General features: G+C 53.1%; 31 protein-coding genes and 1 tRNA gene. All 32 read left to right on the forward strand.

From position 1 onward, the window contains the following. Positions 1–73: 73 nt before the first annotated feature. The 32 genes from F7B33_RS02305 to F7B33_RS02460 all read left to right on the forward strand — a co-directional run bounded on the left by F7B33_RS02305 (position 74) and on the right by F7B33_RS02460 (position 17,156). Positions 74–151, forward strand: a tRNA-Val gene (locus F7B33_RS02305). A 655-nt stretch (positions 152–806) separates the two neighbouring features. Beyond that, on the forward strand, positions 807–1,574 hold the full coding sequence (locus F7B33_RS02310) for a putative RNA uridine N3 methyltransferase (protein ID WP_297072909.1): 768 nt from the start codon (positions 807–809) through the stop codon (positions 1,572–1,574). A 1-nt stretch (position 1,575) separates the two neighbouring features. After that, on the forward strand, positions 1,576–2,616 hold the full coding sequence (locus tag F7B33_RS02315; protein ID WP_297063584.1) for a 50S ribosomal protein L3: 1,041 nt from the start codon (positions 1,576–1,578) through the stop codon (positions 2,614–2,616). Positions 2,617–2,626: 10 nt separating this feature from the next. Continuing rightward, positions 2,627–3,394 (forward strand): 50S ribosomal protein L4, encoded by a 768-nt coding sequence (rpl4p, locus tag F7B33_RS02320; protein ID WP_297063585.1) that lies wholly within the window; start codon positions 2,627–2,629, stop codon positions 3,392–3,394. Between the two features lie 6 nt (positions 3,395–3,400). Beyond that, a complete protein-coding gene (locus F7B33_RS02325) occupies positions 3,401–3,661 on the forward strand; it encodes a 50S ribosomal protein L23 (protein ID WP_297063587.1) in 261 nt (86 codons plus the stop codon). Positions 3,662–3,672: 11 nt separating this feature from the next. Beyond that, entirely contained in the window at positions 3,673–4,392 is a 720-nt protein-coding gene (locus F7B33_RS02330; protein WP_297063589.1) for a 50S ribosomal protein L2, read from the forward strand. Positions 4,393–4,394: 2 nt separating this feature from the next. Next, positions 4,395–4,796 (forward strand): 30S ribosomal protein S19, encoded by a 402-nt coding sequence (locus F7B33_RS02335; protein ID WP_297063679.1) that lies wholly within the window; start codon positions 4,395–4,397, stop codon positions 4,794–4,796. 10 nt (positions 4,797–4,806) lie between these two features. Then, the gene (gene rplV / locus F7B33_RS02340) at positions 4,807–5,277 is read left to right on the forward strand and encodes a 50S ribosomal protein L22 (RefSeq protein WP_297063591.1); all 471 of its coding nucleotides are present in this window, start codon (positions 4,807–4,809) and stop codon (positions 5,275–5,277) included. Positions 5,278–5,282: 5 nt separating this feature from the next. After that, positions 5,283–5,912 (forward strand): 30S ribosomal protein S3, encoded by a 630-nt coding sequence (rpsC, locus tag F7B33_RS02345; RefSeq protein WP_297063593.1) that lies wholly within the window; start codon positions 5,283–5,285, stop codon positions 5,910–5,912. Then, positions 5,899–6,099 carry a 50S ribosomal protein L29 gene (gene rpmC / locus F7B33_RS02350; RefSeq protein ID WP_055429654.1) on the forward strand — a complete coding sequence of 67 codons (201 nt, stop codon included), beginning with the start codon at positions 5,899–5,901 and terminating at the stop codon, positions 6,097–6,099. The genes rpsC and rpmC overlap by 14 nt, the downstream gene beginning before the upstream one ends. Before the next feature lie 36 nt (positions 6,100–6,135). Beyond that, the gene (yciH, locus tag F7B33_RS02355; RefSeq protein WP_206205113.1) at positions 6,136–6,402 is read left to right on the forward strand and encodes a stress response translation initiation inhibitor YciH; all 267 of its coding nucleotides are present in this window, start codon (positions 6,136–6,138) and stop codon (positions 6,400–6,402) included. Continuing rightward, the gene (locus F7B33_RS02360; protein ID WP_297063595.1) at positions 6,288–6,665 is read left to right on the forward strand and encodes a ribonuclease P protein component 1; all 378 of its coding nucleotides are present in this window, start codon (positions 6,288–6,290) and stop codon (positions 6,663–6,665) included. The genes yciH and F7B33_RS02360 overlap by 115 nt, the downstream gene beginning before the upstream one ends. Further along, a complete protein-coding gene (locus F7B33_RS02365) occupies positions 6,662–7,006 on the forward strand; it encodes a 30S ribosomal protein S17 (RefSeq protein WP_297063596.1) in 345 nt (114 codons plus the stop codon). The genes F7B33_RS02360 and F7B33_RS02365 overlap by 4 nt, the downstream gene beginning before the upstream one ends. Positions 7,007–7,010: 4 nt before the next feature. Further along, complete coding sequence (locus F7B33_RS02370) at positions 7,011–7,436, forward strand: 50S ribosomal protein L14 (protein WP_042692821.1); 426 nt, start codon at positions 7,011–7,013, stop codon at positions 7,434–7,436. Positions 7,437–7,446: 10 nt separating this feature from the next. Next, on the forward strand, positions 7,447–7,812 hold the full coding sequence (rplX, locus tag F7B33_RS02375; RefSeq protein ID WP_297063599.1) for a 50S ribosomal protein L24: 366 nt from the start codon (positions 7,447–7,449) through the stop codon (positions 7,810–7,812). Continuing rightward, positions 7,812–8,543 (forward strand): 30S ribosomal protein S4e, encoded by a 732-nt coding sequence (locus F7B33_RS02380; RefSeq protein ID WP_297063693.1) that lies wholly within the window; start codon positions 7,812–7,814, stop codon positions 8,541–8,543. The genes rplX and F7B33_RS02380 overlap by 1 nt, the downstream gene beginning before the upstream one ends. An 11-nt stretch (positions 8,544–8,554) precedes the next feature. After that, a complete protein-coding gene (locus F7B33_RS02385; protein ID WP_297063601.1) occupies positions 8,555–9,106 on the forward strand; it encodes a 50S ribosomal protein L5 in 552 nt (183 codons plus the stop codon). 1 nt (position 9,107) lies between these two features. Next, positions 9,108–9,278: a 30S ribosomal protein S14 gene (locus F7B33_RS02390; protein WP_011250478.1), complete on the forward strand. Its 171-nt coding sequence runs from the start codon at positions 9,108–9,110 to the stop codon at positions 9,276–9,278. An 11-nt stretch (positions 9,279–9,289) separates the two neighbouring features. Next, positions 9,290–9,682 (forward strand): 30S ribosomal protein S8, encoded by a 393-nt coding sequence (locus F7B33_RS02395; protein WP_297063609.1) that lies wholly within the window; start codon positions 9,290–9,292, stop codon positions 9,680–9,682. A gap of 10 nt (positions 9,683–9,692) precedes the next feature. Beyond that, a complete protein-coding gene (locus tag F7B33_RS02400) occupies positions 9,693–10,247 on the forward strand; it encodes a 50S ribosomal protein L6 (RefSeq protein ID WP_297063611.1) in 555 nt (184 codons plus the stop codon). Positions 10,248–10,257: 10 nt separating this feature from the next. Beyond that, positions 10,258–10,641 (forward strand): 50S ribosomal protein L32e, encoded by a 384-nt coding sequence (locus tag F7B33_RS02405; protein WP_297063614.1) that lies wholly within the window; start codon positions 10,258–10,260, stop codon positions 10,639–10,641. Beyond that, positions 10,641–11,093 carry a 50S ribosomal protein L19e gene (locus F7B33_RS02410; protein ID WP_297063615.1) on the forward strand — a complete coding sequence of 151 codons (453 nt, stop codon included), beginning with the start codon at positions 10,641–10,643 and terminating at the stop codon, positions 11,091–11,093. Before F7B33_RS02405 ends, F7B33_RS02410 begins: the two co-directional genes overlap by 1 nt. 10 nt (positions 11,094–11,103) lie before the next feature. Continuing rightward, positions 11,104–11,709: a 50S ribosomal protein L18 gene (locus F7B33_RS02415; protein WP_297072911.1), complete on the forward strand. Its 606-nt coding sequence runs from the start codon at positions 11,104–11,106 to the stop codon at positions 11,707–11,709. Further along, positions 11,706–12,410 (forward strand): 30S ribosomal protein S5, encoded by a 705-nt coding sequence (gene rpsE, locus F7B33_RS02420; RefSeq protein WP_297063619.1) that lies wholly within the window; start codon positions 11,706–11,708, stop codon positions 12,408–12,410. Before F7B33_RS02415 ends, rpsE begins: the two co-directional genes overlap by 4 nt. 11 nt (positions 12,411–12,421) lie before the next feature. Next, positions 12,422–12,889: a 50S ribosomal protein L30 gene (locus F7B33_RS02425; RefSeq protein WP_297072913.1), complete on the forward strand. Its 468-nt coding sequence runs from the start codon at positions 12,422–12,424 to the stop codon at positions 12,887–12,889. A gap of 11 nt (positions 12,890–12,900) precedes the next feature. Further along, a complete protein-coding gene (locus F7B33_RS02430; protein ID WP_297063623.1) occupies positions 12,901–13,347 on the forward strand; it encodes an uL15m family ribosomal protein in 447 nt (148 codons plus the stop codon). Between the two features lie 29 nt (positions 13,348–13,376). Then, positions 13,377–14,828 carry a preprotein translocase subunit SecY gene (gene secY, locus F7B33_RS02435; protein ID WP_297063625.1) on the forward strand — a complete coding sequence of 484 codons (1,452 nt, stop codon included), beginning with the start codon at positions 13,377–13,379 and terminating at the stop codon, positions 14,826–14,828. A 69-nt stretch (positions 14,829–14,897) separates the two neighbouring features. Then, positions 14,898–15,488, forward strand: coding sequence for an adenylate kinase (locus F7B33_RS02440; RefSeq protein WP_297072915.1), 591 nt, complete (start codon positions 14,898–14,900; stop codon positions 15,486–15,488). Next, a complete protein-coding gene (locus tag F7B33_RS02445) occupies positions 15,481–16,005 on the forward strand; it encodes an EMC3/TMCO1 family protein (protein ID WP_297063629.1) in 525 nt (174 codons plus the stop codon). Before F7B33_RS02440 ends, F7B33_RS02445 begins: the two co-directional genes overlap by 8 nt. Positions 16,006–16,046: 41 nt before the next feature. Beyond that, complete coding sequence (locus F7B33_RS02450; protein ID WP_297063632.1) at positions 16,047–16,316, forward strand: 50S ribosomal protein L34e; 270 nt, start codon at positions 16,047–16,049, stop codon at positions 16,314–16,316. A gap of 9 nt (positions 16,317–16,325) precedes the next feature. Further along, a complete protein-coding gene (gene cmk / locus F7B33_RS02455; protein WP_297063635.1) occupies positions 16,326–16,904 on the forward strand; it encodes a (d)CMP kinase in 579 nt (192 codons plus the stop codon). Then, the gene (locus tag F7B33_RS02460) at positions 16,905–17,156 is read left to right on the forward strand and encodes a 50S ribosomal protein L14e (protein WP_042692860.1); all 252 of its coding nucleotides are present in this window, start codon (positions 16,905–16,907) and stop codon (positions 17,154–17,156) included. Positions 17,157–17,197 lie beyond the last annotated feature (41 nt).

The raw sequence follows: 17,197 nt of genomic DNA on the forward strand, positions 1-17,197 counted from the left end.
AACGCCCCGGAGGAGATTCTGGAGGAAGTTTAGCGAAAGCTTTATATTTTTGTTTGCCTCCCATACTCCGGGCGGGCCCGTGGTCTAGTCTGGTTATGACGCCGCCCTCACGAGGCGGAGGTCCGGGGTTCGAAGCCCCGCGGGCCCACCAGTTACAAACTTCGCCTGCGCGAAGTTTGATCAAGGTTCATGATTCTGGTTTAAAATGGCAATCTTGGTGGGATTTCTCGTTAAAGTTGCCTTTTGGGGATGGATTCTTTATCAAGAGCGTTTTTCAGGTGGGTCCGCCTTTTTAGTGCTCCTCCGGAACACGGTAAAAGTTAACCCTCTCTCAATGGGAGCCCATCGAGTGAATCCCTCGTTAATGCCATGAATTCACTTGAAATCCCCCGGAGTAGAGCCTCCATTGGGGATCACGAACTTTGGTGAAGCTAATCTGGGCTGGTGATCTAGCTACTGACACTTTTAATTCTGTGGAACCTACAAAAACAAGTCGCTAAGAGTGAGTTCACTTTAAATCGATGCCCGAAGGGCGTCAATGGGCAGGAACTCCTAATAATCTCCCTGTCCGTCGAGTTGAATTCCGTTTTTGGAATGGGCGTTTGAAAAAGGATCACACTCATAGCTCTGAAAGTTCAGCGATGAGCTACTGACCTTAATCAAACTTCGCGAGGGCGAAGTTCCCTTTGCAAAAAAGTTTCATACTTTCCGGATCAAAAATGGGTTGCAGGGTTCGAAAGTCTTTTAAATAGTCCTCATAAGCTCCCTTCAGCTTAGGGGAGACAGTAGGGACAGGATGAGGGAAAATGGCTTGGCACGTCTTCATTCCCGATTCCCTGCTTGAAGAAACCGACGACCCAAAAATCCGAACGTACAAAGTTGGGCAGGTTGCAAGGGCCTGTGCAATATTTGGCGTTGAGCACATCTGGATTTACAAAGCTGGCGGAAGGGACGGGAAGTTCATAAAAACCGTCCTCGAGTACATGGAAACCCCGCAGTACCTCAGGAAGAGGCTGTTCCCCCTAATGCCCGAGTTGAAGTACATCGGCGTTGTTCCGCCCCTTAGAACGCCCCACCACAAGCTCAAGGGAAAACCGAAGGTCGGCGAAATACGGGAGGGTTACGCCTTTCGAAGGGGGAAGCTGGTTTACGCGGACATCGGCCTCGACGAGCTGGCAATCGTAGAGGGGGACGTTGAAGGCAGGACGACGTTCAGAATCGTCTCAACACGACCTTTGAAGGTCGTACCAGCGAAGCCAGTGGAATATTGGGGTTACAGAGTCCACCTGAGCGGCAAGCCCCTGGCGAAAACACTTAAAAAGGCTCGGCTGGATTTGGCAATCGCGACCTCTCGGAAAGGTCGCGACGTGAGAAAGGTTCGTCTTCCCCCCCTTGAGGGGGATGTTGGTATCGTCTTCGGTTCGCCGAGGAAGGGAGTTATGGAGCTCCTCGGCGGCGAGTACGAGTTTGATTTCGTGCTCAACACGATTCCAAATCAGAGAACTAAAACCGTCCGCACCGAGGAAGCTTTGTTAGCCACGCTGGCGGTGTTCAATCTCATGAGGAGGGATTGAGATGGGAAAGGTTCACAGACCAAGGAGAGGTTCACTCGCCTTCAGCCCGAGGAAGAGGGCTAAAAGTGTAGTTCCGAGAATCAAGAGATGGCCAAAGGACAGTGAAGTTAGGATGCTGGGATTTGCTGGCTACAAGGCCGGAATGACCCACATCCTCATGATAGACGACAGTCCTGGACTTACCAAGGGCAAGGAGATATTCGTTCCGGTGACAATAGTCGAGGTTCCGCCGCTCTTCGTTTATGGAATAAGGGCCTACAAGCAGGGCTACCTCGGACTTGAAACTGCCACAGAGGTCTGGTTCCACGAGCTCAACGACAACGTCAAGAGGCGCATAAAGACCCTGCCGAAGAACTACGACGAGGAAGCTTTCAAGGCCAAGCTTGGTCAGCTTGAGGACCTCGTTAACGACGGCGAGATAGTTGATATCAGACTTCTCGTCCACACCCAGCCCTGGCTCATCAAGCTCAAGAAGAAGCCGGAAGTCATGGAGTACGCCATCGGTGGTGACGACGTCAAGGCCAAGTTCGCCTACGCCAAGGAGAAGATAGGAAAGGAAATAAGGGCAAGCGAAGTTCTTCACGAGGGAGAGCTTCTCGACGTTATAGCCGTAACCAAGGGCAAGGGAACCCAGGGCCCCGTTAAGAGATGGGGAGTTAAGGTTCAGTTCCATAAGGCCCAGCGTGCTGGAAAGGGCAGACACATCGGTAACCTCGGTCCGTGGCACCCCGCTCGTGTTATGTGGACAGTTCCGCAGGCCGGTCAGATGGGTTTCCACCACAGGACCGAGTTCAACAAGAGGCTTATTGCGATAGGCGAGAATGGGAAGCTTGAGCTTAACGGCAACGAGATTGAGATAACCCCCAAGGGCGGCTTCCCGCACTATGGCATCATAAGAAGCGACTTCCTCATGATTGAGGGTAGCGTTCCTGGTTCCTTCAAGAGGATAATTAGAGTTAGGCCCGCCATAAGGCCGCCCAAGAAGAAGCCACCCGTTGAGAGGCCGCAGATAACCTACGTCAGTAGGGAGTCCAAGCAGTGAGGTGAGATAAATGAAGGTTAAGGTCTTCAACCTCGAAGGCGAGCCCGTTGAGGAGATAGAGCTTCCCAAGGTATTTAGTACACCCTTCAGGCCCGACCTCATCAGGAGAGCTGTCATCGCTTCCTGGACCCACAGGATACAGCCCCAGGGAAGGGACCCGCAGGCCGGTAAGAGGCGCGTTACCGAGAACATCGGAAAGGGCCACGGGATGGCGAGGGTCGAGAGGATAAAGACCCCGCCGAGGTTCGCAGCTTTCGTTCCCTTCGCCGTTGGTGGAAGAAGGACCCACCCGCCGAAGGTCGAGAAGATAATCTGGGAGGACATAAACAAGAAGGAGCGCAGGTTAGCTATAATGAGCGCCATTGCTGCCACCGCTAACCCCGACCTTGTGAAGGCAAGGGGGCACGTTGTGGACAACGTTCCCGCCTTCCCGCTCGTCGTCGTTGACGACCTCGAGAAGGTCTTCAAGACCGCTCAGACTAGGGAGATATTCAAGAAGCTCGGCGTCTGGGACGACATTGAGAGGGCCAAGAGGAACACCAAGATTCGCGCTGGAAAGGGTAAGATGCGCGGCAGGAGATATAAGAAGGCCAAGGGCCCGCTCATCGTCGTGGCCAAGAACGAGGGCATCTTCCAGGGAGCGAGGAACCACCCGGGTGTCGATGTGGTTACCGTTGACAACCTCGGCGTTGAGCTCCTTGCCCCGGGAACCCACCCCGGAAGGCTTACCATCTGGACGAAAGGTGCTATAGAGAGGCTTAGGGAAATCTACGGGTGATGAGAGATGGACCCCTATAAGGTTATCATAAGGCCACTCGTTACCGAGAAGGCCGTTTCGCTTATCGAGAGGGAGAACAAGCTCACCTTTATAGTTGACAGAAGAGCCACCAAGGCCGACATCAAGAGGGCCGTGGAAGAGATGTTCAACGTCAAGGTCGAAAAGGTCAACACCCTCATAACCATGAGGGGAGAGAAGAAGGCCTACGTCAAGCTCAAGCCCGAATACGATGCGAGTGAAGTGGCCGCGAGGTTGGGATTGTTCTGAGGTGATGTGATATGGGAAAGAGTCTCATCCAGCAGAGAAGGGGTAAGGGAACCACGACCTTTAGGGCTCCCTCTCACAGGTACAGGGGAGCCGTCAAATACGTTCCTCTTAACGTTGTGAAGGAGAAGACCCTCAGGGGAGTCGTTGAAGAAATCCTCCATGACCCGGGAAGAACAGCCCCGGTTGCCCGCGTTAAGTTCGAGGACGGAACCAAGAAGCTCATCCTCGCTCCTGAGGGAGTTCTCGTTGGACAGGAAGTCTACATTGGGCCTGAGGCCCCTATAGCGATAGGCAACACCCTTCCGCTTGCTAAGATACCGGAGGGAACCTACGTCTACAACATTGAGGGAATTCCGGGCGACGGTGGAAAGTACGTTCGCGCTGGAGGAACATACGCCCTCGTCGTCAGCAGGGAGAAGGACAAGGTCATCGTCCAGCTCCCGAGCGGTGAGCTCAAGCAGTTTAAGCCCGAGTGCAGGGCAACAATAGGTGTCGTTGCCGGCGGTGGAAGGCTTGAGAAGCCAATCGTCAAGGCCGGTAAGGCCTACTACATCGCCAAGGCCAGAAACAGGTTCTGGCCGAAGCCCAGAGGCGTTAAGATGAACGCCGTCAACCACCCCCACGGTGGTAAGGAGCACCACATCGGTAGGCCTTCAACCGTTTCGAGGCGCGCTCCGCCCGGAAGGAAAGTCGGTCACATAGCCGCGAGAAGAACCGGTAGGAGGAAGTGAAGATGGCGAGAAAGAAGGAGTTTAGATACAGGGGTTATACTCTTGATGAGTTGCTCAACATGTCCCTTGAAGAGTTCGCCAAGCTTCTCCCGGCCAGACAGAGGAGGAGCCTTAAGCGTGGTCTTTCCCCGGAGCAGAAGAAGCTCCTTAGAAAGATTCGCCTTGCTAAGAAGGGCAAGTACAACAAGCCCATAAGGACCCACAGCAGAGATATGGTCATCCTCCCTGAGATGGTCGGCATGACAATTCACGTCTACAACGGCAAGGAGTTCGTCCCAGTTCAGATTAAAGAGGAGATGATAGGTCACTACCTCGGTGAGTTCGCTATGACTAGAAAGGTCGTCCAGCACGGCTCACCGGGTGTCGGAGCTACTAGGTCCTCGATGTTCGTGGCAATCAAGTGAGGTGGTTTAGATGAGCAGGGGCAGGTTTTCCTACTCATTCCAAAATTTTGACCCTGAGAGGATGGCTCGTGCCAGCGGTAGAGACCTTAGAATCTCACCCAAGCACAGCGTCGAGCTCCTTAGAGAAATAAGGGGTATGATGCTTAACGACGCTCTCCGCTACCTCGACGACGTCATAGCCAAGAAGAGACCGGTTCCGATGAAGCGCTACAATGACAGCCAGGGCCACAAGCCGGGTAAGGGCTTTGGTCCAGGTAGGTATCCTGTCAAGGTCGCCAAGGCCGTCAAGAAGATACTCCTCAACGCCAAGAACAACGCCGAGCAGAAGGGCCTTGACGTTGACAGGCTCAAGATAATCCACGCGGCAGCACACAGGGGACCCGTCCTTAGGGGTTACATTCCGAGGGCATTTGGAAGGGCAACCCCCTTCAACGAGGAAACGACTCACATAGAGATAGTCGTCGAGGAGATTAGGAGGTGAGACCTTTGGCCATCGAGAGGTACTTCATCAAGGAAGGAGTTAAGGAAATGCTCATCGACGAGTACCTTGAGAAGGAGCTCAGGCGTGGGGGATACGGTGGTCTTGACATAAAGAAGACCCCCCTTGGAACCAAGGTCATTATCTTTGCTGCCCACCCCGGCTACGTTATAGGAAGGGGTGGAAGACGCATTAGAGAACTCACAAGAATCCTTGAGAGGCAGTTTGGCCTCGAGAACCCGCAGATTGAAGTCGAGGAAATCAAGAACCCCTACCTCAACGCCAAGGTCCAAGCGGTAAGGCTTGCCCAGGCTCTTGAGAGGGGAATCCACTTCAGGAGGGCCGCTTATTCAGCAATAAGGGCCATCATGAGGAACGGAGCTAGAGGTGTCGAGATTCGTCTGAGCGGAAAGCTCACCGGAGAAAGGGCGAAAAGCGTCAGGTTTTATCAGGGCTACCTTGCTAAGGTTGGAAACCCGGCAGAAACACTCGTCAGCAAGGGCTACGCCCAGGCCCTACTCAAGCTCGGTGTCATAGGTGTTAAGGTCGCCATAATGCCGCCCGACGCTAGGTTGCCTGATGAGATTGAGGTCAAGGAGATAGTCGAGGAAGAGGTGAGTGGCAATGAAGCCCAGTGAGATTAGGGAGATGAGCATTGAAGAGATAGACAAGAAGATTAGGGAGCTCCGCCTTGAGCTTGCCAAGGAGCGTGGCGTGCTCACCATGGGGGCTTCCTTGGAGAACCCCATGGTTATTAGGAACCTCAGGCGCGACATCGCGCGCCTGCTTACAATAAAAAAGGAGAAGCTTAGGGAGAAAAGGTGAGGTTAGGTGCCGAGGATTGTTAACCCTCTGGATGAGATGCTCTTTAAAGAAGTGCTAAAGGAACAGCAGAGGATTAGGGTTTACATCGAAAGGGCCCGTTACGGAAAGCTCAAGACCATAATCGAGGGCATAGATGAGAAAGAGTTTGACCTTGAGGACATAGCAAAGAAACTGAAGGCGAAGCTGGCATGTGGCGGAACCGTAAAGAAGGGAAGAATAGAGCTACAGGGCGACCACAGGGATCGTATCAAGAAGTTGCTCGCCGACCTTGGATTTTCAGAGGAGCTCATAGAGGTCGAGTAACGCGGAAAAATATAATCTGGCACGAGCTCATAGGGCTGAAAGCAAAGATTATAAGGGCATCTCATCCAGAGCTGGTCGGCATCGAGGGCTACGTCCTTGACGAGACGAGGAACACCCTCACCATAGGTGGGGAGAGGGTTTGGGTAGTTCCAAAGGACGTGGTCGAGATTGAGTTCGACCTCGGTGATGAGAAAATCCGAATCAACGGTCGTGATTTGATTGGAAGGCCCGAGATGAGACTGAAGAAGAGGTGGCGGAAATGAGAGAGATTGGATTGAGGGTTCAGCCTCCCGCTGAGGTGTGTAATGACCCCAAGTGCCCCTGGCACGGGAACCTCAAGATACACGGGAGATACTTTGAGGGTGTAGTCGTCAGTGATAAAGGTAAGAAGACGGTGGTAGTGGAGAGGCAGTACTACCACTACCTCAAGAAATACGAGCGTTACGAGCTCAGGAGGAGCAAGATTCACGCCCACAACCCCGAGTGCATCAACGCTAGGGTCGGGGACAAGGTTCTTATAGCCGAGACTAGGCCCATAAGCAAGACCAAGAGCTGGGTCGTCGTGGCGGTTCTTGAGAGGGCCGAGAGGAAGGAGGGGGTGTGAAGCCATGGCCAAGAAGGGTGCAGGTGCAACCAGAGGAATTAGCCCCGTCAGGCCAACTCGCGCCCTTCCGATTGGTGCCTACCTCAAGGTCGCCGACAACAGCGGTGCCAAGGTCATTCAGATAATAGGCGTCGTTGGTTACAAGGGAACAAGGAGGAGACTTGCCTCAGCTGGCGTTGGTGATATGGTCGTTGCCACCGTTAAGAAGGGAAGGCCCGATATGAGGCACCAGGTCGTTAGAGCTGTTGTTGTCAGGCAGAGGAAAGAATACAGGCGCCTCGACGGAATGCGTGTCAAGTTCGAGGACAACGCGGCAGCAATAGTCACCCCCGAAGGCGTCCCGAGGGGAACCGAAATCAGGGGTGCCATAGCCAGAGAGGCTGCCGAGAGGTGGGTCAGGCTCGGTAGTATAGCGAGTATAGTGCTGTGAGGTGAGAGTTATGAAGCTTGATATGAAGCAGCCGAGAAAGCAGAGGAAGTTCCTCTACAACGCTCCCCTTCACCTCAGGGGCAAGATAATGAGTGCTGCCCTGAGCAAGGAACTCAGGGAGAAGTACGGCGTCAGAAACCTTCCGATTAGGGTCGGTGACAAGGTTAAGGTCATACGTGGCGACTTCAAGGGTAAGGAAGGAAAGGTCGTCGAGGTTGACCTCAAGAGGTACAGGATTCACGTTGAGGGCGTCACTCAGAAGAGGACCGATGGAACCGAGGTGTTTTACCCGCTTCACCCGTCGAACGTTATGATTGTCGAACTCAACCTCGACGATGAGAGGAGAGAGAAGATAATTAAGAGGAGGGCTGAGTGATGGCGAGAAAGGGTCCGAAGAGGCACCTTAAGAGGCTTGCCGCCCCGACCGCCTGGTACATTCACAGGAAATCCTACAAGTGGGCTGTTCGCCCGAGTCCAGGTCCGCACAGCATGAAGACTTCAATACCCCTGATTTACATAATCAGGGACTACCTCGGCTACGCGAGAACCGCTAGGGAGGCAAGGAAGATACTCAACGAGGGCAAGGTGCTCGTTGACGGTCGCGTTAGGAAGGACTACAAGTTCCCGGTTGGAATCATGGACGTAATTTCAATACCTGAAACCGGCGAGCACTACAGGGTTCTGCCCAACAGGATTGGCAAGCTCATCCTCCACCCAATAAGCGAGGAGGAAGCGAAGCTCAAGCCCTTCAGGATTGACAACAAGAGAATGGTTAAGGGGGCCAAGGTTCAGCTCAACCTTCACGATGGAAGCAACCACCTGGTTAACCTCGCCGAGAAGGACGCCTATAGAACTTCTTATACCGTCATCATGAAGGTTCCGGAGAGGCAGATAGTTAAGATACTGCCCTTCGAGGTCGGCGCCTACGTCTTCGTCACTCAGGGTAAGAACGTTGCCAGAAAGGGTAAGATAGTCGAAGTCAGGCACTTCCCGATGGGCTGGCCCGACGTCGTTACAATCGAGGACGAGAACGGCGAGCTCTTTGATACTCTGAAGGAGTACGCCTTTGTCGTTGGTAAGGACAAGCCGGAGATTTCCCTTCCGTGAGGTGAGAGACGATGCAGATTAACAGGGAGGCTATCCTCGCAGACTGGGAAGCTCACCCGATGAGGAAGCCGAGGATTGCGAAGGTTACGATAAACATAGGCGTTGGCGAGAGCGGTGAGAGGCTTACCAAAGCCGAGAAGATGCTCCAAGACTTGGTCGGCCAGAAGCCGATAAGGAGAAGGGCCAAACAGACCAACAAGGACTTTGGAATAAGGCGCGGTGAGCCGATAGCCGTCAAGGTTACCCTCCGTGGGAAGAAAGCCTACAAGATGCTTGACAGGCTTTTGGAGGCCGTTGACAGGAGGCTCAGCGTCGGCAACTTCGACGAGCATGGAAACTTCTGCTTTGGAATCCAGGAGCACATTAACATACCGGGTGTTGAATACGACCCCGAGATTGGTATCTTCGGTATGGACGTCTGCGTCACCCTTGAGAGGCCCGGCTTTAGGGTCGCCAAGAGGAAGAGGCAGAGGAGGAAGATACCGAACAGGCACAAGCTAACGAAGGAGGAAGGTATAGTCTTCGCTATTGAGGAGTTCAAGGTTAACGTGGAGGGATTGTGAGATGGCGAAGGCTGATTACAACAAGAGGAAGCCGAGGAAGTTTGGTAAGGGAGCGAGAAGGTGCATGCGCTGCGGTCAGTACGGCCCGATAATCAGGATACACGGCCTGATGCTCTGCAGGCACTGCTTCCGCGAGGTCGCTCCAAAACTCGGCTTCAAGAAGTATGAGTGAGGTGAGAGGCGATGACTCTGCTTGACCCGCTTGCGAACGCTCTTTCCCACATAACCAACAGCGAGAGGGTTGGAAAGAAAGAAGTTTACATAAAGCCCGCCTCCAAGCTAATCGGCGAAGTGTTGAGGGTTATGCAAGAGAACGGCTATATCGGCGAGTTTGAGTTCATAGACGATGGCAGGGCTGGTATCTACAGGGTTCAGCTCATAGGTAAGATAAACAAGGCCGGAGCTATCAAACCGAGGTTCCCGGTTAAGGCCAAGGACTACGAGTACTGGGAGAAGAGGTTCCTCCCGGCTTTCGAGTTCGGTATACTCATAGTCTCGACCTCCCAGGGCGTTATGACTCACAAAGAGGCCCTTGAGAAGGGCATTGGCGGAAGGCTGATAGCCTACGTCTACTGAGGTGAGAGAAATGCCGATAGACGCGTGGGTAAGGGAAGAGGTTGAGATTCCAGAGGGCGTTGAGGTCACCGTTGAGAACAACATCGTCAAGGTCAAGGGGCCGAAGGGGGAACTTGAGAGAGAGTTCAAGTACCCTGGCGTTCAGATATTCACTGAGGATGGTAAGGTCGTTATCTACAAGGAGTTCCCAAGGAAGAAGGACATCGCCATAGCGAGAACCTTCAAGGCTCACATAGCCAACATGATTAAGGGCGTCACTGAGGGCTTCACCTACAAGCTTAAGGTTGTTTACAGCCACTTCCCAATCTCAGTTAAAGTTCAGGGTGACGAGGTCGTCATTGAGAACTTTCTTGGCGAGAAGGCTCCAAGGAGGGCCAAGATACTGCCCGGTGTGACCGTTAAGGTTCGTGGTCAGGAGATAACCGTTGAGGGAATTGACAAGGAAGCCGTTGGTCAGACCGCGGCAAACATCGAGCAGGCCACGAGGATAACAAAGTGGGATAGAAGAGTATTCCAGGATGGTATTTACATAGTTGAGAAGGCTGGCAAGCCGATAAAGTTCTGAGGTGTGAGAAATGGACGAGAAGGCGAGACTCCTTAGGGTGAGGGCTAAGCTCAAGAGGAAGAAGCCGAGGTTCCTCCGCCAGGAGTGGTGGAGGTTTCCGAAGTTCAAGAACGACCCCAAGTGGAGAAGGCCGAAGGGAATTGACAGCAAGATGAGGCTCAAGAAGAAGGGCAAGCCACGCTCACCAAGCATAGGCTGGAGCTCACCTAAAGCCGTTCGCGGACTTCACCCGAGCGGTTACGAGGAAGTCCTCGTTCACAACGTCAAGGAGCTTGAGGCCATAGACCCGACCAGGCAGGCCGCCAGGATAGCGAGAACCGTCGGTGCGAGGAAGAGAGAGGTTATACTTGCCAGGGCCAAGGAGCTCGGGATTAAGGTCCTCAACGCGAGGTGATGTTCATGCTCAAGATGCAGAGAAGGATTGCCGCCGACATTTTGAAGTGCGGTGAGAACAGGGTTTGGATTGACCCCGAGAGGATTGACGATGTTGCCGCCGCGATAACCCGTGAGGACATTAAGAGGCTCATTCACGATGGCGTCATAAAGAAGAAGCCCATCAAGGGCCAGAGCAGGGCTCGCGCGAGAGCCTTCCACGAGGCCAGGAAGAAGGGGCGCCACAGGGGCCCCGGAAGCAGGAAGGGTAAGAAGACTGCCAGGATGGGCAAGAAGGAAGTCTGGATGATGACCATAAGGGCTCTCAGGAAGGAACTCAGGAAGCTTAAGGCTGAGGGCAAGATTGACGCCCACACCTACAGGAGGCTCTACATAAGGGCCAAGGGTGGCCAGTTCAAGAACAAGAGGCAGCTCTACCTGTTTATGCAGGAGCACGGTATCTTGAAGGAGTGAGGTGAGATAAATGGCGAGAGGACCAAGGTATAGGGTTCCCTTTAGGAGGAGGAGAGAGGGTAAGACCAACTACCACAAGAGGCTCAAGCTCCTCAAGAGCAAGAAGCCGAGGCTCGTTGTTAGAAAGAGCCTCAACCATCACATAGCCCAGATTATAGTCTACGACCCCAAGGGCGACAGGACTATAGTTTCCGCCCACACCAGGGAGCTTATCAGGGACTTCGGCTGGAAGGGTCACACCGGAAACACCCCGAGCGCTTATCTGCTCGGTCTCCTCATAGGTTATAAGGCGAAACAGGCCGGTGTTGAGGAAGCCATACTCGACATAGGTCTCCACCCGCCGACCAGGGGCTCAAGCGTTTTCGCAGTCCTAAAGGGTGCTGTAGATGCTGGCTTGAACGTCCCGCACAGCGAGGAGATATTCCCCGAGGACTACAGGATAAGGGGCGAGCACATAGCGGAGTACGCCAAGGCCCTTAAAGAAGAAGACGAGAGCCTCTACAGGAGGCAGTTCGGTGGCTACCTTGTCAAGGGCCTTGAGCCCGAGAAGCTCCCCGAGCACTTTGATGAGGTTAAGGCCAAGATAATCGAGAAGTTTGAGGGGGCGAGAGAATGAGCGACCCGAGAGAGATTGCCCAGAGGGTTCTTGAGGAGTGGGAGCCAAAAACGAAACTCGGAAGGCTCGTTAAGGAAGGCCAGATAACTGACATTCACGAGATATTCAGGAAGGGTTACCAGATAAAGGAGCCCGAGATAGTTGACGTCCTCCTTCCCGAGGTTAACCTCAGGGAGAACCAGGAAGTGCTCGACATTGCTTTGACCGTTAGAATGACCGACAGCGGTAGGAGGATTCGCTTCCGCGTTCTCGCGGCCGTTGGCAACAGGGACGGCTACGTCGGCCTTGGAATCGGTCACGGAAGGGAAGTCGGTATAGCCATCAGGAAAGCCATCAGTTACGCCAAGATGAACATCATCGAAATCAAGCGCGGCTGTGGTTCTTGGGAATGCAGGTGCAGAAGGCCACACTCGATTCCCTTTGCCGTCGAGGGCAAAGAGGGTAGCGTTAGAGTTAAGCTCATGCCCGGACCGCGTGGCCTTGGTCTCGTCATAGGTGACGTCGGCAAGAAGATACTGAGCCTCGCTGGTGTACAGGACGTCTGGTCACAGACCCTCGGTGAGACGAGAACAACGGTCAACTTCGCCAAAGCTGTCTTTAACGCCCTCTACAATACCAACCGCGTAGCTATACAGCCAGGTATGGAGGAGAAGTACGGTATCGTCGTCGGCAGGGCGATGCCCCAGAGCTTTGAGCTGTGAGGTGAGAGGAGATGGCTAAGTTAGCGCTCATAAGGCTTAGGAGTGGAATTAGGGCAAGGGGTGAAGTTAGGGATACCCTCGCCATGCTCTGCCTTCACAGGATTAACCACCTCGTCATAGTCGATGACACCCCCAGCTACCGCGGGATGATACAGAAGGTCAAGGACTACATCACCTGGGGCGAGATTGACAAGGAAACCCTCGTCAAGCTCCTCAGAAAGCGCGGAAGACTCGTCGGCAACAAGCCTATCACAGATGAGTACGTTCAAGAGAAACTCGGGATGAGCCTTGAGGAGTTCGCTGAAAAAGTTATCAACGGCGAGATGAAGCTCAGGGACTTGCCGAATATCAAGCCCGTCTTCAGGCTCCACCCGCCGAGGGGAGGACTCAAGGGAAGCAAGAAGCGCTCATTCAAGGAGGGTGGGGCCCTCGGCTACAGGGGCGAGAAGATTAACGAGCTCATTGAGAGAATGCTCTGAGGTGGCGAGAGATGATTAGGAGGAGGAAAAAGGTTAGGAAACTTCGAGGAAGTCACACTCATGGTTGGGGCTGTAAGAAGAAGCACCGCGGCGGTGGAAGCAAGGGCGGCCGCGGTATGGCTGGTACCGGTAAGAGGAAGGACCAGAAGTTTACCTGGACCATCAAATATGCCCCTGACCACCTTGGGAAGAGGGGCTTCCACAGGCCCAAGGCGGTAACTTACATCCCCAAGGTCATTAACCTAAGCGACATCGACGAGAACTTCGAGCTCTTCAGGGACATGGGCGTCATCTACGAGGAGGAAGGAAAGCTCGTCTTCGATGCGACCCAGCTTGGCGTTGACAAAGTTCTCGGCACAGGAAAGCTTACCCGCGCAATCGTTGTCAAGGCATACTACGTTACGCCGAAGGCCGAGGAGAAGATTAAGGCCGCCGGTGGCGAGGTTATCCTCGCCTGATTTCTTTCAACTTTTGGCGGGTGTCGACTATGGGAAAGGTTAGGGACATTGTTTACGCCATAGAGCGCTATTTCCCCGAAGTTGAGAGGCCGAAAAGACACGTTCCCCTTAAGGAGAAGTTCATGTGGACGGGCATAGTTTTACTGTTGTACTTCATCCTCGCTGAAATCCCACTGTATGGAATCCCGCCCAAGGTTCAGGATTACTTCGCAACGCTCCGTTTTGTGCTCGCCGGTAGAAGCGGTTCCCTCTTAACCCTGGGTATCGGTCCCATCGTTACCGCGAGTATAATCATGCAACTCCTCGTCGGTTCTGAAATAGTTAAACTCGATCTCTCGAATCCAGAGGATAGAAGGTTTTACCAGGCCACTCAGAAGTTATTCTCAGTGTTCATGAGCTTCTTCGAAGCGGCCATCTACGTCTTCGCCGGTGCCTTTGGTAAAGTTAGCACATCAATTGGAGCGTTTCAGACGGTTACAAGTCCAGATGGGTTCATCTATATTGGGCTAGGCCTTGCAATACTGATAATCCTTCAGCTCGGCTTTGCATCAACGATGCTCATACTCCTCGACGAGCTCGTGAGCAAGTGGGGAATCGGAAGTGGTATAAGCCTGTTCATTGCCGCTGGAGTCTCGCAGACTGTCATCTATAAGGCCCTTGCCCCCGTTCCGAGCAAGGAGTACATAGACCCGCTCACAGGCCAGCCGGCAATAGTCGGTGCCATCCCGGCTTTTATACAGCACCTGCTTAAGGGGGACATAACCGGTGCCATTTACCGCGGTGGAACCCTGCCGGATATGGTCAAGTTAACTGGAACGATTGTGGTGTTTCTAATCGTCGTTTACCTCGAGAGCATGCGTGTTGAGATTCCACTCAGTTACGGCCGCGTTACCGTCCGCGGTAGGTATCCAATAAGGTTCATGTACGTCAGCAACATTCCAATAATCCTCACCATGGCCCTCTACGCTAACATCCAGCTCTGGGCTAGGCTACTTAACAACTATGGCATAACGTGGCTAGGAACCTTCGACCAGAACGGATATCCTGCCAGCGGTTTCGTCACCTACCTCTACCCGCCTAGGGATATCTTCCATGTTATCGCCGACCCGTGGAGGGCGTTCGTATACGCTATAATGACTATCTTCTGGTCGCTGATATTCGGTTTCCTGTGGGTTGAGCTTACTGGCCTCGATGCCAAAAGCATAGCTAGGCAGCTCCAGCAGGCAGGACTTCAAATTCCTGGATTCAGGCGCGACCCGAGAATTCTTGAGAGAGTCCTCCAGCGCTATATACCATACGTTACCTTTTGGGGTTCCTTCACACTAGCATTAGTTGCAGTGCTTGCGGACTTCCTCGGTGCCTTGGGAACGGGAACTGGAATACTGCTGACCGTTGGTATACTCTACAGGTTCTACGAAGAGATAGCCAGGGAGCAGGCAACGGAGATGTTCCCAGCTCTTAGAAGGTTCTTTGCCAAGTGACTTTCCTTTTTTGCAAAACCTTTTAAGGCCGTTTTTCCTTTACCCATCAGAACCTCCCGGGTGAGAGCTATGCCGTTTGTGGTCATGATTACTGGCATTCCAGGGGTTGGTAAGAGTACCATCACTAGACTTGCCCTCAAGAGAACCCGGGCCAAGTTCAGGCTCGTTAACTTTGGAGACCTAATGTTTGAGGAAGCCGTTAAAGCGGGTCTCGTTAAGCACAGAGATGAGATGAGAAAGCTTGACCCGAAAACGCAAAGGGGGCTCCAGCTCAAAGCGGCGCAGAAGATAGTAGAGATAGCCAAGGAGGAACCTGTTCTACTCGATACCCACGCGACAATAAGGACCCCAGTGGGGTACCTTCTTGGCTTTCCTAGGGAGGTTATTGAGGTTATAAACCCAAACTTCATAGTTATAATTGAAGCAACGCCTAGCGAGATTCTGGGTAGACGTCTCAGGGACCTCAAGAGGGACAGGGACGTTGAAACCGAGGAGCAGATTGAGAGGCATCAGGACCTGAACAGGGCTGCCGCAGTAAGTTATGCTATGCACTCCAACGCCCTAATAAAGATAATCGAGAATCACGAAGACAAGGGTTTGGAGGAAGCTGTTAACGAACTCGTTCAAGTGCTTGACCTGGCGGTGAGTGAGTATGATTGAGAGTATATATCAAGCCCTCAACAATGTATTCGGGCCCTTTATAATGAACTATCAGCCCCTCTGGGTAATAACTTTTATGGGGTTCATAATCGGGGGGTTTTACACACTGCTTTACTACTTCTTCACTGATATCGAGAAGCAGAGAAAACTGCAGAAGCTCGCAAAGGAGGTTCAGAGGGAAATGAGGGAAGCCCAGAAAAGCGGGGATGAGAAGAAGCTCCGGAAGGCCCAGCAAAAACAGCTCGAGCTCATGAAAATGCAGGGAGAGTTAATGAGACAGCAAATGGTTCCAATGCTTCTCACGATGCCCATATTCTGGATATTCTTTAGCTGGCTTAGAATGTGGTACACGGAGGTTGCCATAGTCAAGGCCCCCTTCAACTTCTTCCTCTTTGACTGGTTCCACAGGATGTACCACTCAGCCCTCTCGGGAAGTGAACTGGGTTATCTCGGCTGGTACGTCCTTTCGAGCTATGTGATTGGTATGGTCCTAAGAAAGCTCCTTGACATGGGATAAATTTAAAAACGCTCCGCTGAAAGGGGTTGCGAGGTGAGAGTATGAAGCCGATGTATCGCTCAAGGTCATGGAGGAGGAAGTACGTTAGGACTCCGGGAGGAAGAACGGTGATACACTTCGAGAGGAGAAAGCCAAAGATAGCCCACTGCGCCCTCTGTGGCAGGCCACTCAACGGAGTTCCTCGTGGAAGGCCGAGCGAGCTCAGAAAGCTCCCTAAGACCAAAAAGAGGCCCGAGAGACCCTATCCGAACCTCTGCCCGAGCTGTATGAGGAAGGTTATGAAGGCCCAGGTCAGGGCTTCCCTTGGATGAGGTGCGCCTATGCCCAAGGGCTGCCTCGTTATAACAGTCAGCGGTCTGGCCGGGTCCGGAACAACAACCCTCTGCAGAAACCTGGCCAAGCACTACGGCTTTAAGCACATCTACGCCGGTTTGATATTCCGGCAGATGGCCAAGGAAAGGGGCATGACCCTCGAGGAGTTTCAGAAGTATGTGGAGCTTCATCCAGAGATAGACAGGGAAGTTGACAGGAGGCAGGTCGAGGCGGCCAAGGAATGTAACGTCGTCATTGAGGGTCGTTTAGCCGGCTGGATGGTTAAGGACGCCGACCTTAAGATATGGCTCGACGCTCCCATAATGGAGCGCGCCAGGAGAGTCGCTAAGAGAGAAGGTATCTCAGTTGAGGAGGCCTTTGTTCAGATTGCTGAGAGGGAGAAGCAGAACAGGAAAAGGTATTTAAACCTCTACGGGATTGACATCGAGGACAAGTCGATTTATGATTTAATCATAAACACTGCCAAATGGGGTCCCGATGGGGTCTTCGCGATTGTGAAGGCCGCCATCGACCACCTTTACCCCGACGGCGACGCGGGGTCTAACAAAGGTAAGGAGGTGGGATGAATGCCAGCTATTGAGGTCGGAAGGATTGCCGTCGTTATTGCCGGAAGGAGGGCCGGACAGAAGGTCGTCGTTGCCGACATAATAGACAAAAACTTCGTCCTTGTTACCGGCGCTGGTCTAAACAAGGTCAAGCGCAGGAGGATGAACGTCAAGCACCTTGAGCCCCTCCCGGAGAAAGTTAACATCGAGCGCGGTGCTTCCGACGAGGAGATAAAGAAGGCCCTCGAAGAGGCCGGCATAAGCCTCGAGTGAGGAAACATTCCTCACTCTTTTCCTCAATAATTTCTTAACAC

This window comes from Thermococcus sp., from assembly GCF_015523185.1.
Taxonomy (GTDB): domain Archaea; phylum Methanobacteriota_B; class Thermococci; order Thermococcales; family Thermococcaceae; genus Thermococcus.

What these genes read in the sequence shown, in the direction of transcription:
- F7B33_RS02310 (WP_297072909.1), top strand. Translation starts at nt 807, where the DNA reads ATGGCTTGGCACGTCTTCATTCCCGATTCCCTGCTTGAAGAAACCGAC.
- F7B33_RS02315 (WP_297063584.1), top strand. Translation starts at nt 1,576, where the DNA reads ATGGGAAAGGTTCACAGACCAAGGAGAGGTTCACTCGCCTTCAGCCCG.
- rpl4p (WP_297063585.1), top strand. Translation starts at nt 2,627, where the DNA reads ATGAAGGTTAAGGTCTTCAACCTCGAAGGCGAGCCCGTTGAGGAGATA.
- F7B33_RS02325 (WP_297063587.1), top strand. Translation starts at nt 3,401, where the DNA reads ATGGACCCCTATAAGGTTATCATAAGGCCACTCGTTACCGAGAAGGCC.
- F7B33_RS02330 (WP_297063589.1), top strand. Translation starts at nt 3,673, where the DNA reads ATGGGAAAGAGTCTCATCCAGCAGAGAAGGGGTAAGGGAACCACGACC.
- F7B33_RS02335 (WP_297063679.1), top strand. Translation starts at nt 4,395, where the DNA reads ATGGCGAGAAAGAAGGAGTTTAGATACAGGGGTTATACTCTTGATGAG.
- rplV (WP_297063591.1), top strand. Translation starts at nt 4,807, where the DNA reads ATGAGCAGGGGCAGGTTTTCCTACTCATTCCAAAATTTTGACCCTGAG.
- rpmC (WP_055429654.1), top strand. Translation starts at nt 5,899, where the DNA reads ATGAAGCCCAGTGAGATTAGGGAGATGAGCATTGAAGAGATAGACAAG.
- yciH (WP_206205113.1), top strand. Translation starts at nt 6,136, where the DNA reads ATGCTCTTTAAAGAAGTGCTAAAGGAACAGCAGAGGATTAGGGTTTAC.
- F7B33_RS02360 (WP_297063595.1), top strand. Translation starts at nt 6,288, where the DNA reads ATGTGGCGGAACCGTAAAGAAGGGAAGAATAGAGCTACAGGGCGACCA.
- F7B33_RS02365 (WP_297063596.1), top strand. Translation starts at nt 6,662, where the DNA reads ATGAGAGAGATTGGATTGAGGGTTCAGCCTCCCGCTGAGGTGTGTAAT.
- F7B33_RS02370 (WP_042692821.1), top strand. Translation starts at nt 7,011, where the DNA reads ATGGCCAAGAAGGGTGCAGGTGCAACCAGAGGAATTAGCCCCGTCAGG.
- rplX (WP_297063599.1), top strand. Translation starts at nt 7,447, where the DNA reads ATGAAGCTTGATATGAAGCAGCCGAGAAAGCAGAGGAAGTTCCTCTAC.
- F7B33_RS02380 (WP_297063693.1), top strand. Translation starts at nt 7,812, where the DNA reads ATGGCGAGAAAGGGTCCGAAGAGGCACCTTAAGAGGCTTGCCGCCCCG.
- F7B33_RS02385 (WP_297063601.1), top strand. Translation starts at nt 8,555, where the DNA reads ATGCAGATTAACAGGGAGGCTATCCTCGCAGACTGGGAAGCTCACCCG.
- F7B33_RS02390 (WP_011250478.1), top strand. Translation starts at nt 9,108, where the DNA reads ATGGCGAAGGCTGATTACAACAAGAGGAAGCCGAGGAAGTTTGGTAAG.
- F7B33_RS02395 (WP_297063609.1), top strand. Translation starts at nt 9,290, where the DNA reads ATGACTCTGCTTGACCCGCTTGCGAACGCTCTTTCCCACATAACCAAC.
- F7B33_RS02400 (WP_297063611.1), top strand. Translation starts at nt 9,693, where the DNA reads ATGCCGATAGACGCGTGGGTAAGGGAAGAGGTTGAGATTCCAGAGGGC.
- F7B33_RS02405 (WP_297063614.1), top strand. Translation starts at nt 10,258, where the DNA reads ATGGACGAGAAGGCGAGACTCCTTAGGGTGAGGGCTAAGCTCAAGAGG.
- F7B33_RS02410 (WP_297063615.1), top strand. Translation starts at nt 10,641, where the DNA reads ATGTTCATGCTCAAGATGCAGAGAAGGATTGCCGCCGACATTTTGAAG.
- F7B33_RS02415 (WP_297072911.1), top strand. Translation starts at nt 11,104, where the DNA reads ATGGCGAGAGGACCAAGGTATAGGGTTCCCTTTAGGAGGAGGAGAGAG.
- rpsE (WP_297063619.1), top strand. Translation starts at nt 11,706, where the DNA reads ATGAGCGACCCGAGAGAGATTGCCCAGAGGGTTCTTGAGGAGTGGGAG.
- F7B33_RS02425 (WP_297072913.1), top strand. Translation starts at nt 12,422, where the DNA reads ATGGCTAAGTTAGCGCTCATAAGGCTTAGGAGTGGAATTAGGGCAAGG.
- F7B33_RS02430 (WP_297063623.1), top strand. Translation starts at nt 12,901, where the DNA reads ATGATTAGGAGGAGGAAAAAGGTTAGGAAACTTCGAGGAAGTCACACT.
- secY (WP_297063625.1), top strand. Translation starts at nt 13,377, where the DNA reads ATGGGAAAGGTTAGGGACATTGTTTACGCCATAGAGCGCTATTTCCCC.
- F7B33_RS02440 (WP_297072915.1), top strand. Translation starts at nt 14,898, where the DNA reads ATGCCGTTTGTGGTCATGATTACTGGCATTCCAGGGGTTGGTAAGAGT.
- F7B33_RS02445 (WP_297063629.1), top strand. Translation starts at nt 15,481, where the DNA reads ATGATTGAGAGTATATATCAAGCCCTCAACAATGTATTCGGGCCCTTT.
- F7B33_RS02450 (WP_297063632.1), top strand. Translation starts at nt 16,047, where the DNA reads ATGAAGCCGATGTATCGCTCAAGGTCATGGAGGAGGAAGTACGTTAGG.
- cmk (WP_297063635.1), top strand. Translation starts at nt 16,326, where the DNA reads ATGCCCAAGGGCTGCCTCGTTATAACAGTCAGCGGTCTGGCCGGGTCC.
- F7B33_RS02460 (WP_042692860.1), top strand. Translation starts at nt 16,905, where the DNA reads ATGCCAGCTATTGAGGTCGGAAGGATTGCCGTCGTTATTGCCGGAAGG.